The organism is Corynebacterium sp. ACRQK (genome assembly GCF_022345965.1).
In the GTDB taxonomy this organism is placed as follows: domain Bacteria; phylum Actinomycetota; class Actinomycetes; order Mycobacteriales; family Mycobacteriaceae; genus Corynebacterium.
Map to the genome: position 1 here is coordinate 420,211 of NZ_JAKRMU010000001.1, position 18,215 is coordinate 438,425.

At 62.9% G+C, this 18,215-nt stretch carries 14 protein-coding genes; 3 read left to right on the forward strand and 11 right to left on the reverse strand.

The window, feature by feature from the left end:
• Window positions 1-90: 90 nt before the first annotated feature.
• Complete coding sequence (locus MHX63_RS01945; protein ID WP_239387005.1) at window positions 91-1,785, forward strand: alkaline phosphatase; 1,695 nt, start codon at window positions 91-93, stop codon at window positions 1,783-1,785.
• A 70-nt stretch (window positions 1,786-1,855) separates the two neighbouring features.
• On the opposite strand, the gene MHX63_RS01950 is transcribed toward MHX63_RS01945, so the two are convergent.
• Complete coding sequence (locus tag MHX63_RS01950; RefSeq protein WP_239387006.1) at window positions 1,856-2,872, reverse strand: 3-isopropylmalate dehydrogenase; 1,017 nt, start codon at window positions 2,870-2,872, stop codon at window positions 1,856-1,858.
• Between the two features lie 81 nt (window positions 2,873-2,953).
• On the opposite strand from MHX63_RS01950, the gene MHX63_RS01955 reads away from it, so the two are divergent.
• Window positions 2,954-3,862 (forward strand): ABC transporter ATP-binding protein, encoded by a 909-nt coding sequence (locus tag MHX63_RS01955; RefSeq protein WP_239387007.1) that lies wholly within the window; start codon window positions 2,954-2,956, stop codon window positions 3,860-3,862.
• Window positions 3,849-5,519: an ABC transporter permease gene (locus MHX63_RS01960; RefSeq protein WP_239387008.1), complete on the forward strand. Its 1,671-nt coding sequence runs from the start codon at window positions 3,849-3,851 to the stop codon at window positions 5,517-5,519. Before MHX63_RS01955 ends, MHX63_RS01960 begins: the two co-directional genes overlap by 14 nt.
• A 114-nt stretch (window positions 5,520-5,633) precedes the next feature.
• Here MHX63_RS01960 and serA read toward each other — a convergent pair whose 3' ends face one another.
• The 10 genes from serA to MHX63_RS02010 form a co-directional block, all read right to left on the reverse strand.
• Complete coding sequence (serA, locus tag MHX63_RS01965; RefSeq protein WP_239387009.1) at window positions 5,634-7,223, reverse strand: phosphoglycerate dehydrogenase; 1,590 nt, start codon at window positions 7,221-7,223, stop codon at window positions 5,634-5,636.
• Window positions 7,224-7,321: 98 nt separating this feature from the next.
• Window positions 7,322-8,611 (reverse strand): GTP-binding protein, encoded by a 1,290-nt coding sequence (locus tag MHX63_RS01970; protein ID WP_239387010.1) that lies wholly within the window; start codon window positions 8,609-8,611, stop codon window positions 7,322-7,324.
• A 106-nt stretch (window positions 8,612-8,717) separates the two neighbouring features.
• Window positions 8,718-9,497, reverse strand: coding sequence for an ABC transporter ATP-binding protein (locus tag MHX63_RS01975; protein WP_239387011.1), 780 nt, complete (start codon window positions 9,495-9,497; stop codon window positions 8,718-8,720).
• Window positions 9,494-10,708 carry an iron ABC transporter permease gene (locus tag MHX63_RS01980; protein WP_239387012.1) on the reverse strand — a complete coding sequence of 405 codons (1,215 nt, stop codon included), beginning with the start codon at window positions 10,706-10,708 and terminating at the stop codon, window positions 9,494-9,496. The genes MHX63_RS01975 and MHX63_RS01980 overlap by 4 nt, the downstream gene beginning before the upstream one ends.
• A complete protein-coding gene (locus MHX63_RS01985; RefSeq protein WP_239387151.1) occupies window positions 10,705-11,616 on the reverse strand; it encodes an iron ABC transporter permease in 912 nt (303 codons plus the stop codon). The genes MHX63_RS01980 and MHX63_RS01985 overlap by 4 nt, the downstream gene beginning before the upstream one ends.
• A 126-nt stretch (window positions 11,617-11,742) precedes the next feature.
• Complete coding sequence (locus tag MHX63_RS01990) at window positions 11,743-12,639, reverse strand: ABC transporter substrate-binding protein (RefSeq protein ID WP_239387013.1); 897 nt, start codon at window positions 12,637-12,639, stop codon at window positions 11,743-11,745.
• Between the two features lie 214 nt (window positions 12,640-12,853).
• On the reverse strand, window positions 12,854-13,990 hold the full coding sequence (locus MHX63_RS01995) for a cation diffusion facilitator family transporter (protein ID WP_370643959.1): 1,137 nt from the start codon (window positions 13,988-13,990) through the stop codon (window positions 12,854-12,856).
• 242 nt (window positions 13,991-14,232) lie between these two features.
• Window positions 14,233-15,249, reverse strand: a complete 1,017-nt coding sequence (gene ilvC / locus MHX63_RS02000; RefSeq protein WP_239387014.1) for a ketol-acid reductoisomerase — start codon at window positions 15,247-15,249, stop codon at window positions 14,233-14,235.
• Between the two features lie 158 nt (window positions 15,250-15,407).
• Window positions 15,408-15,926 carry an acetolactate synthase small subunit gene (gene ilvN / locus MHX63_RS02005; RefSeq protein ID WP_034973946.1) on the reverse strand — a complete coding sequence of 173 codons (519 nt, stop codon included), beginning with the start codon at window positions 15,924-15,926 and terminating at the stop codon, window positions 15,408-15,410.
• Window positions 15,926-17,788, reverse strand: a complete 1,863-nt coding sequence (locus MHX63_RS02010) for an acetolactate synthase large subunit (RefSeq protein ID WP_239387015.1) — start codon at window positions 17,786-17,788, stop codon at window positions 15,926-15,928. The genes ilvN and MHX63_RS02010 overlap by 1 nt, the downstream gene beginning before the upstream one ends.
• Window positions 17,789-18,215: the final 427 nt, after the last annotated feature.

Below are 18,215 nucleotides of genomic sequence, written 5' to 3' on the forward strand. Positions count from 1 at the left end.
CCGCCTATTAACCATGAATTTGTTTTCACGTAATCCGCGGTTTACGCGCTTGCCACGGCTGCGACAGTTTTAGCCGTTAGCTTGGCCACTATGACGAATCGCAGTGTTAATCCACAACTCCCTAATTCCTCAACCCCTTCCCATCCCTCAACTCCTTCCAACTCCCGCAGCACCACCCGCCGCACGTTCCTGGCCGGCGCCAGCGCCACCGGCGCCGCGCTGCTGGGCACGGGCGTGGCGCACGCTCTCGGCTCGCACGCTGGCAGCGTGGCTGGCTCCGCCGCCGGATCGTCGGTAGGTTCCAGCGGGGCAATCGGCTCGATTGGGCTACAGCGCACCCGGCCAGTGATCACTCATGGCGTCGCTACCGGCGATGTACGACCCGACGGCGGCCTCGTCTGGGCGCGCGTCGATCGACCGGCGCGCATGGTTGTAGAAGCATCGACGGACCCAGCGTTTCCGCGACACAAGACCAAGACTTTCCGCGGCGCCACGCTCACCCCGGATAGCGACGGCACTGGGCGGTTGCGCCTGGTCGGCATGGAGCCGGGTCAGAAGATCCACTATCGCGTGACAATGGAGGATCAGCACACTGCGGCGCGTTCCGTGCCGGTGATCGGCAGCTTCACCACCGCGCCCTCCACCAGCCAGGCGCCGAAGAACATCCGCCTGCACTGGTCCGGTGACGTGGCGGGCCAGGGCTACGGCATCAACCCGGACATCGGCGGCATGTACTGCTGGAAGACGATGGCAGACCGCAACCCGGATCTGTTCATCCACTCCGGCGACACGGTCTACGCCGATGGGCCGATCGAGGAAAACCACAAGATGGACGACGGGCGGGTATTCAAGAACCTCACCAGCCCGTACAAGAACAAAGTTGCCGAAACCCTAGAGGAGTTCCGCGGACAGCACGCCTACAACCTGCTGGACGAGAACTACAAGCGCTTCAACTCTCAGGTCGCGCAGGTGGTGCAGTGGGACGACCACGAGACGACGAACAACTGGTATCCCGGCGAGATCCTGGATGACGGCAAGTACCAGGTCAAGGACGTGAACCTGCTAGCACAGCGCGGCTTCCAGGCATTCCACGAGTGGCAGCCGCTGGACCGGAAGATGGCCGTGGATGGTCGGGTTTACCGCAAGATTTCCTACGGCTCCCTGCTGGACATCTTTGTGCTGGATATGCGCAGCTACAAGGACCGCAACCCGGACAGCGGAGCTTCTGCCACCCAGCCGGGACAGATCCTGGGAGCCAAGCAGGAAAAGTGGCTCATCGAGGGCGTGACGAACTCCACCGCCACGTGGAAGATCATTGCCAACGACCTGCCGCTGGGCATCGTGGTTCCGGATGGGGACGACCAGGAGGGCGTGTCCAATGGAGCGGGTGGCAAGGCCGTCGGCCGCGAGGCGGAGATCGGGCGCGTACTCAGCGGAATCAAGGATGTGCGCAACGTGGTGTGGCTGACGGCTGACGTGCACTACACCGCCGCCCACCACTACTCGCCGGATCGTGCGGATTTCCAAGACTTCGCGCCGTTCTGGGAGTTCGTCACCGGCCCGCTGAACGCCGGAGGCTTCGGCCCGAACGACATGGACGGCACCTTCGGCCCGGAGGTCGTGTACGTGCACGCCCCGGCGAAGGATAAGCAAAACTCCTCGCCGTTGGATGACTTTCAGCACTTCGGAGAGGTGGACATCGACGGCGGATCGAAGGATCTCACCGTCCGGCTGTTCACCACCCGGGGCAAGGAGTTGTGGTCGAAGACGCTGCGCGCGCAGTAGTCACAAGCTACAGGCGTGGCAGCAGGGCGCACCGCGAGCGGGCGCGGGCTGCCACCAGCTCGTCGTCGGCCTACTTGAGGTTTGCGACCACGCGGTCGCCGACCTCCGCGGTCTTCACCGGGCCTCCGTCGCGTGAGCCGGCCTCGGCCAGCACGGCTGCCTCGATGCGCTCTGCGTTGGCATCGTCGCCCAGGTGGCGCAGCATCAGCGCCACCGACAGGATCGCCGCGCACGGGTCGGCAATACCCTGGCCCGCGATGTCCGGCGCGGAACCGTGCACCGGCTCGAACATGGAGGGATTCTTTCGCGAGGGGTCAATGTTGCCGGAAGCCGCCAGGCCAATGCCGCCGGTGACGGCGCCCGCCAGGTCGGTCAGGATGTCGCCGAACAGGTTGTCGGTGACGATCACGTCGTAGTCCTGCGGCTTGGTGACCATGTAGATCGTCGCTGCGTCGATGTGGTTGTAATCCACCTGCACCTCGGGGTACTCCTGCCCCACTGTCTCGATGGCGCGCTGCCAAAGAGAACCAGCGTTCACCAGTACGTTCGTCTTGTGCACCCAGGTCAGCTTCTTACGCCTGCTCTGCGCCCGCTCGAACGCATCGCGCACCACGCGCTCCACGCCGTAGTGGGTGTTTTGGGATACTTCGGACGCCACCTCGTGGTCAGTGCCCGCGCGCAGTGTGCCGCCGTTGCCGCAATAGAGGCCCTCGGTCCCCTCTCGCACGACGATGAAATCAATATCGCCCGGGTTGGCCAGGGGGCTGGAAGAACCCGGGTACAGCTTCGACGGACGGAGGTTCACCGCGTGGTCCAGCTTGAAGCGCAGCGGCAGCAGCAGGCCGCGCTCCAGCACGCCGGCGGGCACGGTACGAGGGTCGCCGATGGCGCCCAGCAGGATAGCGTCGTGCTCGCGTAGAGAGTCCAGGTCATCGTCGGTCAGGAGTTCACCATTGCGCAGGTAGCGGCGGGCGCCGAGGTCGTAATCGGTGGTCTCCACGTCGTCACGCAGAGCGTGCAGAACCTTCAGAGCCTCGGCGGTCACTTCGGTGCCAATACCATCGCCGGCAATCACTGCGAGTTTCACTGTATGAACCCCTTTATCTCACTAGTTGGTCATTTAGAACAATAGCATGTCATCCGGACAACACCTGCGAACCAACATAAAATGGCGCGCATGACTTTTCAGCCATATCCCTCACACTCATCCCCCAACGCGGAGATTGGCGACGCAGCGCTAGTCATCCGCAATCTTGTAAAGACATTCGTAGGCAAAGTCGCGGTAAATAGCCTCAACCTGACCGTGCCGAAGGGCAGCTTCTACGGCATCGTCGGCCCCAACGGAGCGGGCAAGACCACTGCCATCCTCGCAGCAACGGGCATCATTCGGCCCGACAGCGGCAACTCCTGGGTCGCCGGTCACCCACTGTGGGCAGACCCCGCTGAAGGCACCCGGGTGGAAGAGGAAGTGCTGGCAGCCAAGCGCAGCTACGGACTGCTGGTCGACGGCCTCCCCGTGTTCGAACGCCTCAGCGGCAAGGAGTATCTGGAATACCTGGGCTACCTACGTGACATCCCCGGCGAAGAACTGCAGCAGCGCATCGCAGACCTGCTGCAGGCACTCGATCTAGAGGATGCCGGCAAGAAGTACATCGCCGACTACTCCGCAGGCATGAAGAAGAAGATCCTGCTGGCCGGCGCCCTGCTGCACAGCCCGGAGGTTTTGATCCTGGACGAGCCCTTCGAGGCCGTGGACCCGGTATCTGGCGAAGTGATCCGCACAATCCTACGGCGCTACGTGGATGCCGGCGGCACCGTGATCCTCAGCTCGCACGTGATGGAGCTGGTCGAGGGACTCTGCGACCACGTGGCAATCATCAACCAGGGCACCGTCGTTGCCGCCGGAACCACCGAGCAAGTCCGCGCCGGCAAGTCTCTATCCGAGCGCTTCGTAGAAGCCGTGGGTGGCAAGCAACTGGACACGGAATCCTTCGGCTGGCTACGCGGCGGACCGCAGTCAGCGCACGGCACGAAGGCGCACGGGCCACACGAAGGGCAGACCGGTGTCGAAGACTAAAACCCTCCTCAAACTCCACTGCAAACTGTGGGCGCACGCGTTCGTCGGCAACCTGCAGATGATCATCGCCTCGGTGGCCATAACCATCACTGCAGTGATGGGCTGCATCGGGCTAGGCTTCAGCAGCTACGGGGTGCTTGTCAACGATGGAGACCCAGCGATGTTCGTGCTGACGATGGGGCTCGGCAGCGTACTCTACCTAGCCATGTCGGCCATCTTCCCCAGCGAGGAACGGATGCTGGACCCGCGCATGTTCAGCTCCCTGCCACTAACCGACCGCGACATCTTGCCGGGCATGGTCACTGCCATGTTCATCAACTCGCGGGCGGCGATCTCGCTGGTGAACACCATCATCATGGCCACCCTTGGATACCTCGCGTTCGCGGAGGTAGCCTCCGCGGGCGCGGGCGCACTGTGGGTACTGGCATGTGTACTCCAGCTGGTAATCACTTTGCTTGCGGGCGAGGCGCTGGCCGCCGCGCTCAGCAGCATTGCCACTAAATTCAACGAACTGTGGGGCAACGTCGCCGGGTTCGTCTTCACCTTTGGCTTCCTGGCGCTGTACCTCTTGCCTCAATTGCTGGCCGACGGAACCGATCCCACCGCGGCCATCAATACCAGCGCCGACATCCTCTCCTGGACACCCTTCGCCGCCGCGGCCGGAGCCGCCGCCGACATGGCCAACATCGGAGGCGGTGGCGTCAATAATGGCAGTACCGGAACCGCCTTCGGCACCGACCTCGGCACCGGCCTCACCAAGGGTGCGATCTGCCTCGTGGCGATCCTCGCCGTGGCGTACATAATGCGCGTGGCCGTCAAGCACGACCTCAACAACCCACTGCCGACACAGCACGCCACCCGAGCGGCGAAGGGCGATAGCCTACTACTGCCGCGCGTCCCCGGCTCCCCCGTCGGCGCCCTCTACTCCCGCGAGATCCGCTACTGGCGCCGCGACAACCGCTTTATGATGAGCCTGATGGTCGTGGTTGTCCTCTGCGGACTGTACCTACTGATGGGAATGCTCGACGAGGCCAACCGCTGGATGCTGTGGTTCGCACTGTTCTTTGTGTCCCTTGGGCCACAGCAGGTCGCGGGCAACTCCCTGGGCATGGACGGCCCATCCAACTGGGTGCACATGGTCACCGGAGTGCGCGGCAAGCAGATCGTCGCCAGTCGCAGCCTCTCCACCGTGACGGTACTACTGCCGATCTGGCTAATCGTCTGCATCGCCGCCGGAGCCATCGACGGCTTCAGCGCCATCTGGCTGCTGGTTAGCCTTCTCACCCTGGGGTGCATCCTCATCGCCTCCGCAATGGCGAACTTCAGCGCCACCCGCTTCCCCGCTCAAACCACCGCGCCAGGCACAAACGCTTTCAAACAGCGCAACGGTGGCAGTAGCGCAATAATCTCCGCGCTGGTGACGATGCTGATCCTGACATTTTCGTTCCTGCCAGGCGGGCTGCTCGCACTGATCCCTCTGGCCATGGCGGACGGAGCAAACAACAGCATTGCCGCCATTCCCCTGCTCAGCTGGCTGGGCGTGTTGCTGCACTGGGTGATCGTCGTCTGCGCCGCCTGGATCATGAATCGTCGCGCCTCCCGCAGGCTCGACCTCGAGTGGCCAGATATCGCGCAGAAGGTGCAGCAGTACCTGTAGCCACGCGGCATGGGGGCGTCCATAAAAGATCAATCCATAAAAGAACGCAAGAAAAAGGCCGGGCAACGACTGCCCGGCCTCACACGTACTGAGCGTGAAGCCCAGCCTCGCGGTTTAGAGGTTCAGAACGAACGCGTTGGAGGCGTCCAGCTCTGCCTTGACCTCTTCAACCAGCTGCTGGTCCAGTTCCTCACTCACGCGCAGAACCAGAGTTGCCGTCTGCTCATCGTCCGTCGGGGACAGTGCAGCGGCGTCGATGTTGATGCCCTTGTTGCCCAGCAGCGTACCGACCTTGCCCAGCGCGCCCGGCTGATCCGGGTATGCCAGGAACAGGTTCGTGCCGGTGGCACGCAGGTCCAGGCCGCGGTGGTTGATGCGGACGATCTTATCCACGTGCTCCAGGCCGGTCAGCGCGCCAGCGACGGTGGCGGTGGTGCCATCGGCTGCGACTACCTGAACCTCCAGGATGGAGCGGTGGCTGACGGACTCGTCCTGGGTCTTCACGTCCAGCTCCACGCCGCGCTCCTCGGCGATCTGCGGAGCATTAACAAAGGTGACCTGCTCGTCGATCACGCCGGAGAACACGCCACGCAGGCCAGCTAGACCCAGCGCGTCGACGGACTCGGTGGACAGCTCGCCGCGGGCGGTGACGGTCACAGTGTTCGGAGCGCTGTTCAGCAGCTCGGAGGCAACGCGACCCAGGTTGGTGGCCAGGTTCAGCCACAGGGCAACTTCCTCGGAGACCTTGCCGCCGGAGACGTTCACGGCGTCCGGGACGAAGTCGCCGGCCAGAGCCTTCAGAACGGATGCGGCAACGTCAGTGCCCGCGCGGTCCTGTGCCTCCACGGTGGAAGCGCCCAGGTGCGGGGTAACGACGACCTCTTCCAGCTCGAACAGCGGGGAGTCAGTGCACGGCTCGGAGGCGTACACGTCGAAGCCGGCGCCGCGGATGTGGCCGGACTTGATGGCCTCCGCCAGGGCCGCCTCGTCCACCAGGCCGCCGCGGGCGGCGTTGATGATGATCTGCCCCTTCTTGGACTTTGCCAGCAGGTCCGCGTCAAACATGCCCGCGGTTTCCTTAGTCTTCGGCAGGTGGATGGTCACGAAGTCGGAGCGGCTCATCAGCTCTTCAAGCTCCACCAGCTCCACGCCCAGCTGTGCGGCACGGGCAGGGTGGGCGTACGGGTCGTAAGCGATGATTTCCGTCTCGAAAGCGGCCAGGCGCTGTGCAAACAGCTGGCCGATGTGGCCGAAGCCGACGATGCCGACGGTCTTGCCCAGGATCTCCACGCCCTTGAAGGAGGAACGCTTCCACTCGCCGTCGCGCAGGGTCTTGTCGGCGGCGGGGATCTGGCGGGCAGTAGACAGCAGCAGGCTAATTGCGTGCTCGCAAGCGGAGTGGATGTTGGAGGTCGGAGCGTTGGCGACGATCACGCCGCGGGAGGTGGCGGTGTCGATGTCAACGTTGTCCAGGCCCACGCCAGCACGGCCGACGATCTGCAGCTTCGGCGCTGCCTCGAGCACCTCTGCATCGACGGTGGTTGCAGAGCGGACCAGCAGCGCGTCTGCGTCTGCGACTGCCTTCAGCAGCTCGGGGCGGTTGGGGCCGTCGACCCAGCGAACCTCGACGGAATCACCGAGGGCATCGACGGTGGACTGGGACAGCTTGTCGGCGATGAGGACTACCGGACGGGTGTTACTCACGAATGTTTCTCCCTAAAGTGCGACATTGCCTCGCCCACGCCGAAACGACCGCGCCGACGCGGGAAGGGACCACGCCATCCAAATGTGACGTGCGACCCTTACAGCATAACTCTTACCTCTGCGTCACTCAGCATTGCCTTAAGGAATTGTTGTACCGCTCTGTCTGTATCGAAATTGACGCCAATAAGTACCACCTCGCTGGAGGGGGTCAGCCCCACTTGGCGCCACCCACCTGCCGGCTGTATCCGCAGGTCGGGGCCCGCTTGGTGCCAGACATGGGCAAGCTCCGGGCGGTCGGCGATCCAGCAGTATCCCTTGGAGCGCACCAGCCCGGTCGTGGAGCGCAGAGCCTTAATCAGGCGCTCCCTGTCGAAGGGGCGGTCCCCACGGAAAACAACAGAGCTGATGCCGTACTCTTCCGTCTCTGGAGTGTGCGGGTTCTCCAACTCGTCGAGGTAGCCCTCGTAGGCACGGGCCGTCGCTTCGTCGTAGAGGTGTGCGCCAAGAATGTCGTCGACCGCCGACCGCCCCTCAGCTGCGCCGTCGGCCGCCACACTCGCAGTATCAGCCGCGTCAGGGGCGTCCGCGCCGGCGCCTGTTGGGGCGTCGGACTGGTGGGCGACGATGCGGCCGTGGAGGAGCTTTTCAATGCGCGCCCGCGGGTTCATTCTGCGCAGCAGCGCTACCGTCGCGCGGTAGCGCTCTTCACTGACGAGGTCCGACTTGGTGACGTAGATGACGTCCGCGAACTCAACCTGATCGACCAAAAGATCCGCGATGGTGCGTTCATCGTCCGCAGTCGCCTGCAGGTCCGCGTCTGTAAGCAGCTTCTTCTGCCCTATTTGTGCTAGGAACTGGGCGGCGTCTACAAGAGTGACCATGGTGTCGATCGGCGCAACGTCCGCGAGGCGAGTGCCGTCCTCCCAACGCCATTCGAAGGTTGCGGCGACGGGCATGGGCTCGGAGATTCCCGTGGATTCGATGACGATGTGGTCAAAGTTGCCGCTGCGCGCGAGCGTGCCGACGGATTCCACCAGGTCTTCACGCAGTGTGCAGCAGATGCAGCCGTTAGTGAGTTCGACGAAGCGGTCTTCGCCGCGTGTGAGGTGGCCTTCGCCTGCGATGAGGGCGGCGTCGATGTTGATTTCCGAGAAGTCGTTGACGATCACCGCGATGCGCCGTCCGCCCCGGTTGGCGAGCAAGTCGTTGAGCAGTGTTGTCTTGCCCGATCCGAGGAAGCCGGACAACACCGTGACAGGTGTGGCGCTCGCGGCGGTGGCAATCGGCGCGACGTCCGCAGGCACCCCACTTCTCTGGCGCAGGGCCTCGCCAGAAGCAGCAACTTCGGAAGCTGGATGGTCGGAAGAATGGCGATGTGTATGTCTCATAGCCCGTCACCCTACACGTTATTGCAAGCCGTTTTCATTAGTGGCTCGGGGGGTGGCGCTCCAAAACATCTAGAGCGGACTTATTTCTGAAGTCTCTAGCGGGTCACTAGCGATACGGGATCGGCAAGACTCTCCCTGTTTCCGGATCCCGCACTTCCAGGCAGGAAATCCCGAAAAGCTCCTCAACGAGCTGCGCAGACATAACTTCCTCTGCCTTCCCTGCCGCCAGCACCTGACCGTCACGCATAGCGACAATCGAGTCTGCGAAGCGGGCCGCGTGCGTCATATCGTGTACGACCATCACGACAGTCCGTCCGGCGGCATTGAGATCTCGCACCAAATCCAGAATCGCGATCTGGTGGGCGGGATCGAGGTACGTCGTCGGCTCGTCAAGAAGCAACACCGGAGTCTGCTGAGCCACGGTCATTGCCACCCACACTCGCTGACGCTGACCGCCCGACAGATCCGTCGCTGGTACGTCCAGCAGGGCGGTCACCCCGGCGCGTTCCGCCGCCTCCTCCACTGCGCGGTGGTCCTCCGCTCCCAACGACGCAAACGCCCCGGTATACGGGTACCGGCCGTACGCGATAACTTCCCGCACGCTCACCCCCTCGGGAGTAACCGGCTGTTGCGGCAAGAACGCAACGTGCCGGGCAAACTCACGCGCGCTCATCTTGCTGATGGAGCGATCGCCTAGGTAGACCTGTCCCTTCGAGATTGGTTGTTGACGCCCCAACGCTCGCAGCAGCGTAGATTTTCCGCAGCCATTGGGGCCTATGAGGGCGGTAATCTTCCCCTCCGGAACCTGGAGAGAGACATATCGCAAGACATCTGGGCCGCCGTAGCTCACCGTGATGGCCTCGGCATGCAGAGCAGGTTCGCTCACCGGGAACTCCTTTCAACTGTCGTGGGCACCGCAGAGGCGCGGGACACTCCCACAGGGGTGCGAGACATACGCAGCAGAAGATAAATGAAATACGGGGCGCCAACAACGGAGATCAACGCACCCACAGGGATTTCGGTGGGTGCAAATGCCCAGCGGCCAAGGGCGTCACAGAAAACGACCAACCCCGCGCCAGCCAGCGCAGACACTGGCAACACTCGCCTGGCAGCACCACCAACCAGCAGTCGAGCAGCATGCGGCACGACTAATCCTGCAAATCCCAACACTCCCGCCGCAGCCACTGCGGCGGCTCCCAACAGGATCGCGAACAGCACCGCCACAGTACGCCACGCTCGCTCACTCACGCCTACTCCCGCCATGGCAGAAGAGTCTAGGTTCAGCATGTCCAAGTGCCTCGAGAGCATGATGGCTACCACTATGACCACAAACACCACTGGCCCAACGACTTGCGCATCCGCGAGAGTGCGGGCGTAAAGCGACCCCTTGAGCCAGGTCATCGCTGCGCCGGCTTCCGGCGCAGCCTTGACCAACAACAGTTGAGTCAGCGCACCCAGACCTACAGAAACCGCTACTCCAGTGAGGGTGAGCCGCACCGGATCCGTTGCTCCCCTTCCCGCGAGCACCAGCACCAGGCCTGCACCCACCAGTGCACCAACAAAAGCCACGGGAGTCAGTGCCTGCGCCGGCAAGGAACCGACACTCAACAGAGCTGCCACGGCCGCCAAGCCCCCTCCTGCGGTGACGCCCACAGTGTCCGGAGCCGCCAGCGGATTACGCAAGGCTAGCTGCAGCAACGCGCCGGAGACCGCCATCGCTGCACCAGCGAGGATCCCCACGAGCACGCGGGGCATGCGGTAGCGCCATATGAGTTTCCCGCCGGTGAAGATGTCATGGATGGTCTCTGCCGGGGGCTTCATGACGGCGCCGACGCTTAATCCCAGAACGATCGCGAACGCCAGCAAAGCCAGCAGCGCTGCATACACCGCTACAACGCGGACCACGCAGGCATTAGTACGCCGCGGCACTGAAGCGACTCCCGGCGGCGCCGCAGTATCACACCGCGGCGCTGCAGTATTACCCTGCGGCGCTACAGTGTCACTCTGCGGCGCTGCAGTGTCATTCTGCGGCGCTGCAGTTCCGGGCTGAAAAACGCCCCTACGGAGAATTCGTTTGCGATTCAGCCTGCGGTTCATCGGCGCTCACCTCCCGGTTGCAAACGATTAATTCCCCACAGCAGCAAAGGCACGCCTGCGATGGCAGTAACCACGCCCACTGGAGTTTCCGCCGGCGCCCACAGAGCCTGCGCAACGGAATCCGCCACCAGCAGAACCGCCGCACCCACCACGGGGGCGATCACTAAGCTCAATCGGTGACGCGGGCCTGCCACCCGATACGAGACAACCGCCGCCATCAAGCCAAGGAAACCAATAGGCCCAGCAGCCGCAACTGCCGGTGCGATCAACAGCACTGCGCCCACCACTGCCAAAATGCGCAGGCGGTGGGGGTTCGCGCCGACGGAAGACGAGAGGGCGTCACCAGCAAAAAGCGTATCCAGCCCCCGACCAGCAGCAATGGTAAACGGCAGGACCACCGCCACCGCAATAATGCAGGGCACTATGTCCGGGAGACGAACCCCACCCAAGCGGCCTGAAAGCCAGGACAGCACGGTCGAAAGCTGAGCCTCATCGATGACCAACGTGATCGCGGTACACGCCGAGAACAATGCAGAAACGGCTATGCCCAGCAAAATCATCCGCTGCACCGACTGAGCACCAGTCGGGTCTCCCACCGTCACGCGCATTCCAATGCCTACCGTGATCAGAGCTCCAAGCGCTGCACCACACAACGCCCCCGGCAGCACAGCTGCGCCCGACACAGATCCCGTGATCGTCGTGCACAGCACAGCGCCAAACGCCGCACCGGAATTCACGCCGGTGATTTCCGGATCCGCCAGGGGGTTGCCTGTAGCCGTGCGAAGCAGCACGCCTGCCGCGCCCAAAGCCATGCCGATCACCGTCGCCGCCAAGAGCCGGTCGCGCATAACGGAGTGCATCTCCCCTGCGAGTTCTGGCGCGTTAGTCGGCACCTCCACGCTGTTCATGCGCCAGACCCATACTGCAAGAATGACAGCCAATCCCAGCGCCAGCAGAATCGCTAGTTGTGTAAGGCGTGGTTTTAGCCCTCGTTGCACTTAACTTCCTTCGGTCGTAAACGCACGAAGGTGCGCCTACTTACGAGCGTTCTCCGTTTCAATGATCTGATCCAGCATTGCCTCTGCGGCCAGCGGACCACGAGAACGAGACCAGGTGTCCTGCTCCACGTCCACGATGTCCTTCACCACATCCTTGTACGGGCTGGACTTGAAGCCCTCGATGTCGTTGTACAAGTACATCCGATCCAGCTTCATTGAGGGGAGCCTATCACCCGTCATTTCGGCAACGTCAGTCTTGGACTCGATAGCGGTACGGGAACCGTCGTAGCCATAGACGTAGCCGGCGTCAGAAAGAAGAGAGCCCGCAAAGGAATCCTTGATCCAGGTGTAGAGGGTGCCCTTCGACCATCCGACCAGCGCTGCACGAGTGTTCGGCTTGACGAGCTTCTTTGCCTCTTCGACCTTGCCTTCGATACGCTCACGCACTTCCTTAGCTTTATCTTCCTTGCCCAGCTTCTTTGCGATGTCATCCATGGAGTCGAGGACGTCGGTGTAGCTGGCGTCACTGTAGGACTTCGTCTCTGCAATTTCCTCCAGCTGCGGCATGATCGATTCCTGCCGCGTTGGGCTAGCGAGGATCAGGTCGGGCTCAAGAGACTGAATGACCTCCAGGTTCGGCTGCTTTGCCTGTCCAACCGATTCGATGCCCTCGAGCTTGCCCTCCAGAGTCTTCGGCCCGGCGGACTTGCCGATCTCTACAATGCCGACAGGCTTTACGCCCAGCGCCTCGAGGATTTCCTCATATCGCCAGTCCAACGCGATCACCCTTGGCTCGCCTTCCTTACCGCCTCCTCCGTTGTCACCGTCACCGGCGCCACAGGCAACAAGGACCGTGGCGCCGAGAATCGTCGCAACAAGGAGGGCCAGGGCGCGACGTAAAGAGCCGCGCTGAGAGTTTCGAGAGTTCATCATTCCCCGAAAGCTACCAGACTTAGGCTACCCTAAGCAAGGTGAACCTACCCTCTCAGGTCGGCTCCGGTTGCTAAGAGTTTCGTCAACCGTTAGCGGTCGTTATCGACCCAGCCGGCGCCGGCCGTTGTTTATCCAGCCGTTGACGGCCGTTGTCACCCCTACCGTTAGCGGCCGTTATTTACCCAACCGCCCGCGGCCATTGCCTATCTATCCGCTAACAAACGTTCTGCGAGCCCTCGTGGTCGGCGTGGCTGACGCGCTCCACCTGAATGGTGGCGTGCGCGATCCCCCGCTCCTGCAGCGCGGCCTGTGCCGCGCATAGCACCGCGGCCGGGTCGCGATCTTCCGGAACCACCAAGTGCACGGAAGCCAACGCGCTCGTGCCGTCCAGCGACCACAGGTGGAGATCGTGCACGTCCAGCACACCGTCGACCTGCCGCAGCAGAGCATCGATCTCGGCAGGCTGGTAACCCGGGGGCGCTTGCTCGAGGAGAATCCGCAGCGCCTGCATCATCAGCTGCCAGGCGCGCGGCAGCACCAGCGCGGCAATCACCAGCGAGGCGACAACATCCGCATACTGCCAGCCGGTCAGAATGATCACGCCGCCAGCCACGAGTACTGCAACCGAACCCAACATATCTGCCAGCACGTGCAGAAATGCGCCCTGGACATTGACCGAATGCTCCCGCTGGTGGTTCAAGATCCACGCGGAAATGATGTTGGCCAGCAGCCCGATCACCGCGACGATCATCATTGGGCCAGCCATGATCTCCACCGGCTCGCTGAGCCGCTGGAACGCCTCGACCACGATCCATGCCGAAATTCCCAGCACAGTGACAGCATTAACAAGCGCGGCGAGCACCTCCACCCGGCGATAACCGAAAGTCGCCTGCGCGGTGGCGGCCCTGCGACCGATGAAAATGGCGACGACCGCAATGATTAGGCCGGCGGCGTCCGAAAGCATGTGCATCGCATCAGCCAGCAGCGCGACGGAGCCGGTGATCAGGCCGCCGATCAGCTCTGCAAAGAAGACTGTGCCAGTGACGCCCAGCACGATGAGCAGCGCGCGCAGCGGAGCATCCGTCGGCGCAGAATGCGAATGCCCGTGGGAGTGTGCGTGACCGGAGTCGTGCGAATGTGCGTGGCCGGAATCGTGGGAGTGTGCATGGCTGCGCGAACGCCCGCGACCACCCTCAGATACGCCGGCGGGCGCGGGCGCGCCGCCAGCAGGCGCGGGCGTGCCGCCAGCGGTCGACGCGGGCGTGCTGCAACGCGCAGGACCGTGGCGGTGCACGTCGGCACCACCACGGTCCTGTGGTTGTTGCTGAGCTGCGCTTGCGGGGTCGTTCATAACCTCACTTTAGCAGCCACATCCCTTATTGACAACTTACTGAAAACAAAGACGGGAAGCCAGAACGGCTCGCCATTGGTGACCGGCACATGGGCTCCCCGCTAAACAGATTCCAAATTCAGAATCCCTAAACTTGGAGATCTAAAGCATTCAGTTATTCAGCCAGACCGCTTTAAGCAGGCTGTTTCGGTCGGGCAGTTTCGACCGGGCTGTTTCGGCCAGACCGCTTCGGCCGAGCCGCCTTAAGCTGTCTCGGCGCGAGCGTCGACCTTGACCCAGCTCATCAGGTCGCGCAACTTGGCGCCCGTCTTCTCGATCTGGTGATCGTTGTAGGAAGCGCGCAACTCCTCCAGCTCCTTGTTGCCCCCCTCAACGTTGGCAACCAGGCGCTTGGTGAAGGTGCCGTCCTGAATGTCGGTCAGAATGTCCTTCATGCGCTTCTTGGTGTCCGCGTCGATGACGCGCGGGCCGGACAGGTAGCCACCAAACTCTGCCGTGTCCGACACGGAGTAGTTCATGTTGGCAATGCCACCCTCGAACATCAGGTCCACGATCAGCTTCATCTCGTGCAGACACTCGAAGTATGCCATCTCCGGCTCGTAGCCAGCCTCCACCAGAACCTCGAAGCCTGTCTTGATCAGCTCCTCGGTGCCGCCGCACAGAACGGCCTGCTCGCCGAACAGGTCGGTAACAGTCTCCGCCTCGAAGGTCGTCGGGATCACGCCAGCGCGTGCACCACCGATGGCAGCTGCGTAGGACAGTGCCAGGTCGCGGCCGTTGTTCTTCGGGTCCTGCTCAACGGCGATCAGGCACGGAACGCCCTTGCCGTCGACGAACTGGCGGCGAACCAGGTGGCCCGGACCCTTCGGGGCAACCATGCCGATGATGATGTTGCCGGCCGGCTCGATCAGCTTGAAGTGGATGTTCAGGCCGTGGCCGAAGAACAGTGCATCGCCGTCGTTCAAGTTCGGCTCGATGTCCTCGGCGAAGATCTTCGCCTGGGAGGTATCCGGAGCCAGCAGCATGATCACGTCGGCCCACTCGGCAGCCTCTGCGTTGGTCTTCACGGTGAAGCCGGCTTCCTCAGCCTTGGCGCGGGACTTGGAGCCCTCCCGCAGGCCGATAACAACCTCCACGCCGGACTCGCGCAGGTTCTGGGCGTGTGCGTGACCCTGGGAGCCGTAGCCGATGATGGCTACCTTGCGACCCTGAATGATGGACAGATCAGCGTCGTCGTCGTAAAAAACATCAATTGCCATGGGGAGCTTCCTTTCGTTGACTGTCTACCTTTATAGCAGACTTTATTTCATTTAGTGAGACTTTCGCGTCCACATAGTGAACTCTGGCGGGGCTGCTGCCCTCTTTCGTAGGTAGTGACGCCCACCCGGCTGCAAGCTGAAGGCGTCACCAAAAAAACCTAGAGATTCGCCGGGTACATGGCGCGAGGACCGCGACTGATCGCAGTCGGCGACGCCTCGACAAGCTCACGAATACCGAACGGCTCCAAAACGTCCAGCAGAGCCTGCAACTTCGACGGCGTGCCGGTGCACTCAATGATCACCGACTCCGGTCCGACATCCACCACGTGAGCGCGGAACAGCTTCGCGGACTCCACCACCTGGGTGCGGTTGGCGTTGTCAGCGGAAACCTTCACCATCATCAGGCCGCGGGAAACGATGGTCTCCGGGTCGTGGCGCGTGACTTTAATAACGGGGATCAGCTTATTCAGCTGCTTCGTGATCTGCTCCACCACGTGATCCTCGCCCTCGACGATGATGGTGATGCGGTTGATGCCCTCGACCTCCGTGCGACCAGAGCTGATCGACAGGATGTTAAACGCGCGGCGGGTAAACATGCCGGAGATACGCGAGATGATGCCGTCGACGTCCTCACACAGGACGGACAGGGTGTGGACCTGTACCTTGTTCGTGCTCATTAGTCTTCTTCACCTTCCTGGGTGACCTCGTGGATCTCCGCGGGCGATTCTGCCGCCGAGGATTCCTCGTCGAACAGCGGCCGCAGGTTGCGTGCGTACTGGATTTCCTCGTTGGACGTGCCGGCGGCGACCATCGGCCATACCTGCGCGTCCTCGCCGACGATGAAGTCGATGACGACGGGGCGGTCGTTGATCTCTTCGGCCTTGCGGATGGTCGGCTCTACATCCTCTGGCTTTGTGACGCGGAACGCCGCGCAGCCCATGGACTCAGCCAGCATCAGGAAGTCCGGCAGGTAGGTTTCCCCCGGCTTCAGGTTGGTGTGCGAGTACCGCTGGTCGTAGAACAGCGTCTGCCACTGGCGGACCATGCCGAGGTTTCCGTTGTTGATGAGGGCGACCTTGATCGGCAGGTTCTCCACCGCGCAGGTGACGAGCTCCTGGTTGGTCATCTGGAAGCAGCCATCACCGTCGATGGCCCAGACGGAAGTGTCGGGCTTGCCGGCCTTTGCACCCATGGCAGCGGGCACGGAGTAGCCCATCGTGCCGAGGCCGCCAGAGTTCAGCCAGGTGCGCGGGTTTTCGTAGTCCACGAACTGCGCCGCCCACATCTGGTGCTGTCCCACGCCGGCGACATAGATAGCGTCCGGGCCGACGGTCTTGGACAGAGTTTCGATAACGTACTGCGGGGCGAGCTTGCCGTTGGGCTGCTCGTCGTAGCCGCGGGGGAAGTCCTGCTTCAGCTTGTCCAGGTAATTCAGCCAGCCGGCGGTGGCGGGCTTCTTCAGGTCCAGGTTCCGCATCGCCTGGTGGAGTGCGGAGAGTACCTCGCGGGCGTCGCCGACGATCGGCACGTTGGCTTCGCGGATCTTGCCGATCTCCGCCGGGTCGATGTCGGCGTGGATGACCTTCGCATCCGGGGCGAAGCTGTCCACGTGGCCGGTAACACGGTCGTCGAAGCGGGCGCCGATAGTAATCAGCAGGTCGGAGCGCTGCAGGGCTGCGACCGCCGGAACACTTCCGTGCATACCGGGCATGCCCATGTACAGCGGGTGGGAGGCCGGGAAGCTACCCAGAGCCATGAGGGTGGTGACGACTGGGATGTCGTTGGCTTCTGCAAACTCCAGCAGTTCTGCGTGTGCTTCCGCCTTGATCACGCCTCCACCGACGTACAACGTCGGGCGCTTCGCCGCGCTGATCATGCGCACGGCTTCCTCTACCTGGCGCGGGTGCGGACTGGTGACCGGCCGGTAGCCGGGCAGCTCGTACTTCGGCGGCCAGTTGAATTCCAGCTCTGCGTTCTGCACGTCCTTCGGAATATCCACCAGAACCGCGCCGGGGCGACCGGTGGAAGCCACATGGAAAGCCTCGGCGATGGCGCCGGGGATGTCCTCGGGGCGGGTCACCATGAAGTTGTGCTTGGTGATCGGCATGGTCACGCCGCGAATGTCCGCCTCCTGGAAGGCGTCAGTACCCAAAAGACCCTTACCAACCTGGCCCGTAATAGCGACCAGGGGCACCGAGTCCATGTTGGCGTCAGCGATGGGGGTGACCAGGTTCGTTGCACCCGGGCCGGAAGTTGCGATGCACACGCCCACGCGGCCGGTGACCTGGGCGTAGCCGGTGGCGGCGTGGCCGGCGCCCTGCTCGTGGCGGACGAGGATGTGGTTCAGCTTCTCGGAGTCGTACAGCGCCTCATAGAGCGGCAGCACAGCACCTCCGGGCAGGCCGAATACGACATCGGTGCCTAGCTCTTCTAGGGAGCGGACTACGGCCTGTGCGCCGTTAATTCGCTCTGGCCGCTTGCCGCGGGGATTGTTCGCCAAGGTGGCGGGGCTGGGTTGCGAGCGTGATGTGTGTGTCACGTTTTCCTTCGCTCCTTGAGTCCTTGAATCCGTCCTGCCTTCAATTCTTTGCCCCCTCCGCTTCCCGGTTGCCTGCCGCAGCAGCGCCGCGACGTGCGCCACGCGCATCAACGTCTGCCTCAGCACGCGCTGCGCATCAACACAGCGCCACGCTGAGCTGACGCAAGCCGCTGGGCGCCTCAATGCGCCTCAACACGCGCTGCGCATTAGCGCAACGCCGCGCATTGCCACGCGGCACACGCCTCAGCGCCTGCCACAGCACATCTCAACGCTGGAGTGCGCGATCCGAGCCGCAGCGATCGCACTTCGGCGAGCTGGCGTCACCAGGAAGCGATAGGGCCGAAAAATCTTCGGTGTGGAATCGCTTGTTCGGTTAGGTGCATGTCCTCCACACAACAAAAGCCCCCAACTTGCCGACGCTGCTGCG

What these genes read in the sequence shown, in the direction of transcription:
- ilvN (WP_034973946.1), bottom strand. Translation starts at nt 15,926, where the DNA reads ATGAGCACGAACAAGGTACAGGTCCACACCCTGTCCGTCCTGTGTGAG.
- MHX63_RS01955 (WP_239387007.1), top strand. Translation starts at nt 2,954, where the DNA reads ATGGCGCGCATGACTTTTCAGCCATATCCCTCACACTCATCCCCCAAC.
- MHX63_RS01980 (WP_239387012.1), bottom strand. Translation starts at nt 10,708, where the DNA reads ATGAACCGCAGGCTGAATCGCAAACGAATTCTCCGTAGGGGCGTTTTT.
- ilvC (WP_239387014.1), bottom strand. Translation starts at nt 15,249, where the DNA reads ATGGCAATTGATGTTTTTTACGACGACGACGCTGATCTGTCCATCATT.
- MHX63_RS01990 (WP_239387013.1), bottom strand. Translation starts at nt 12,639, where the DNA reads ATGATGAACTCTCGAAACTCTCAGCGCGGCTCTTTACGTCGCGCCCTG.
- MHX63_RS01995 (WP_370643959.1), bottom strand. Translation starts at nt 13,990, where the DNA reads ATGAACGACCCCGCAAGCGCAGCTCAGCAACAACCACAGGACCGTGGT.
- MHX63_RS01970 (WP_239387010.1), bottom strand. Translation starts at nt 8,611, where the DNA reads ATGAGACATACACATCGCCATTCTTCCGACCATCCAGCTTCCGAAGTT.
- MHX63_RS01945 (WP_239387005.1), top strand. Translation starts at nt 91, where the DNA reads ATGACGAATCGCAGTGTTAATCCACAACTCCCTAATTCCTCAACCCCT.
- MHX63_RS01985 (WP_239387151.1), bottom strand. Translation starts at nt 11,616, where the DNA reads ATGAACAGCGTGGAGGTGCCGACTAACGCGCCAGAACTCGCAGGGGAG.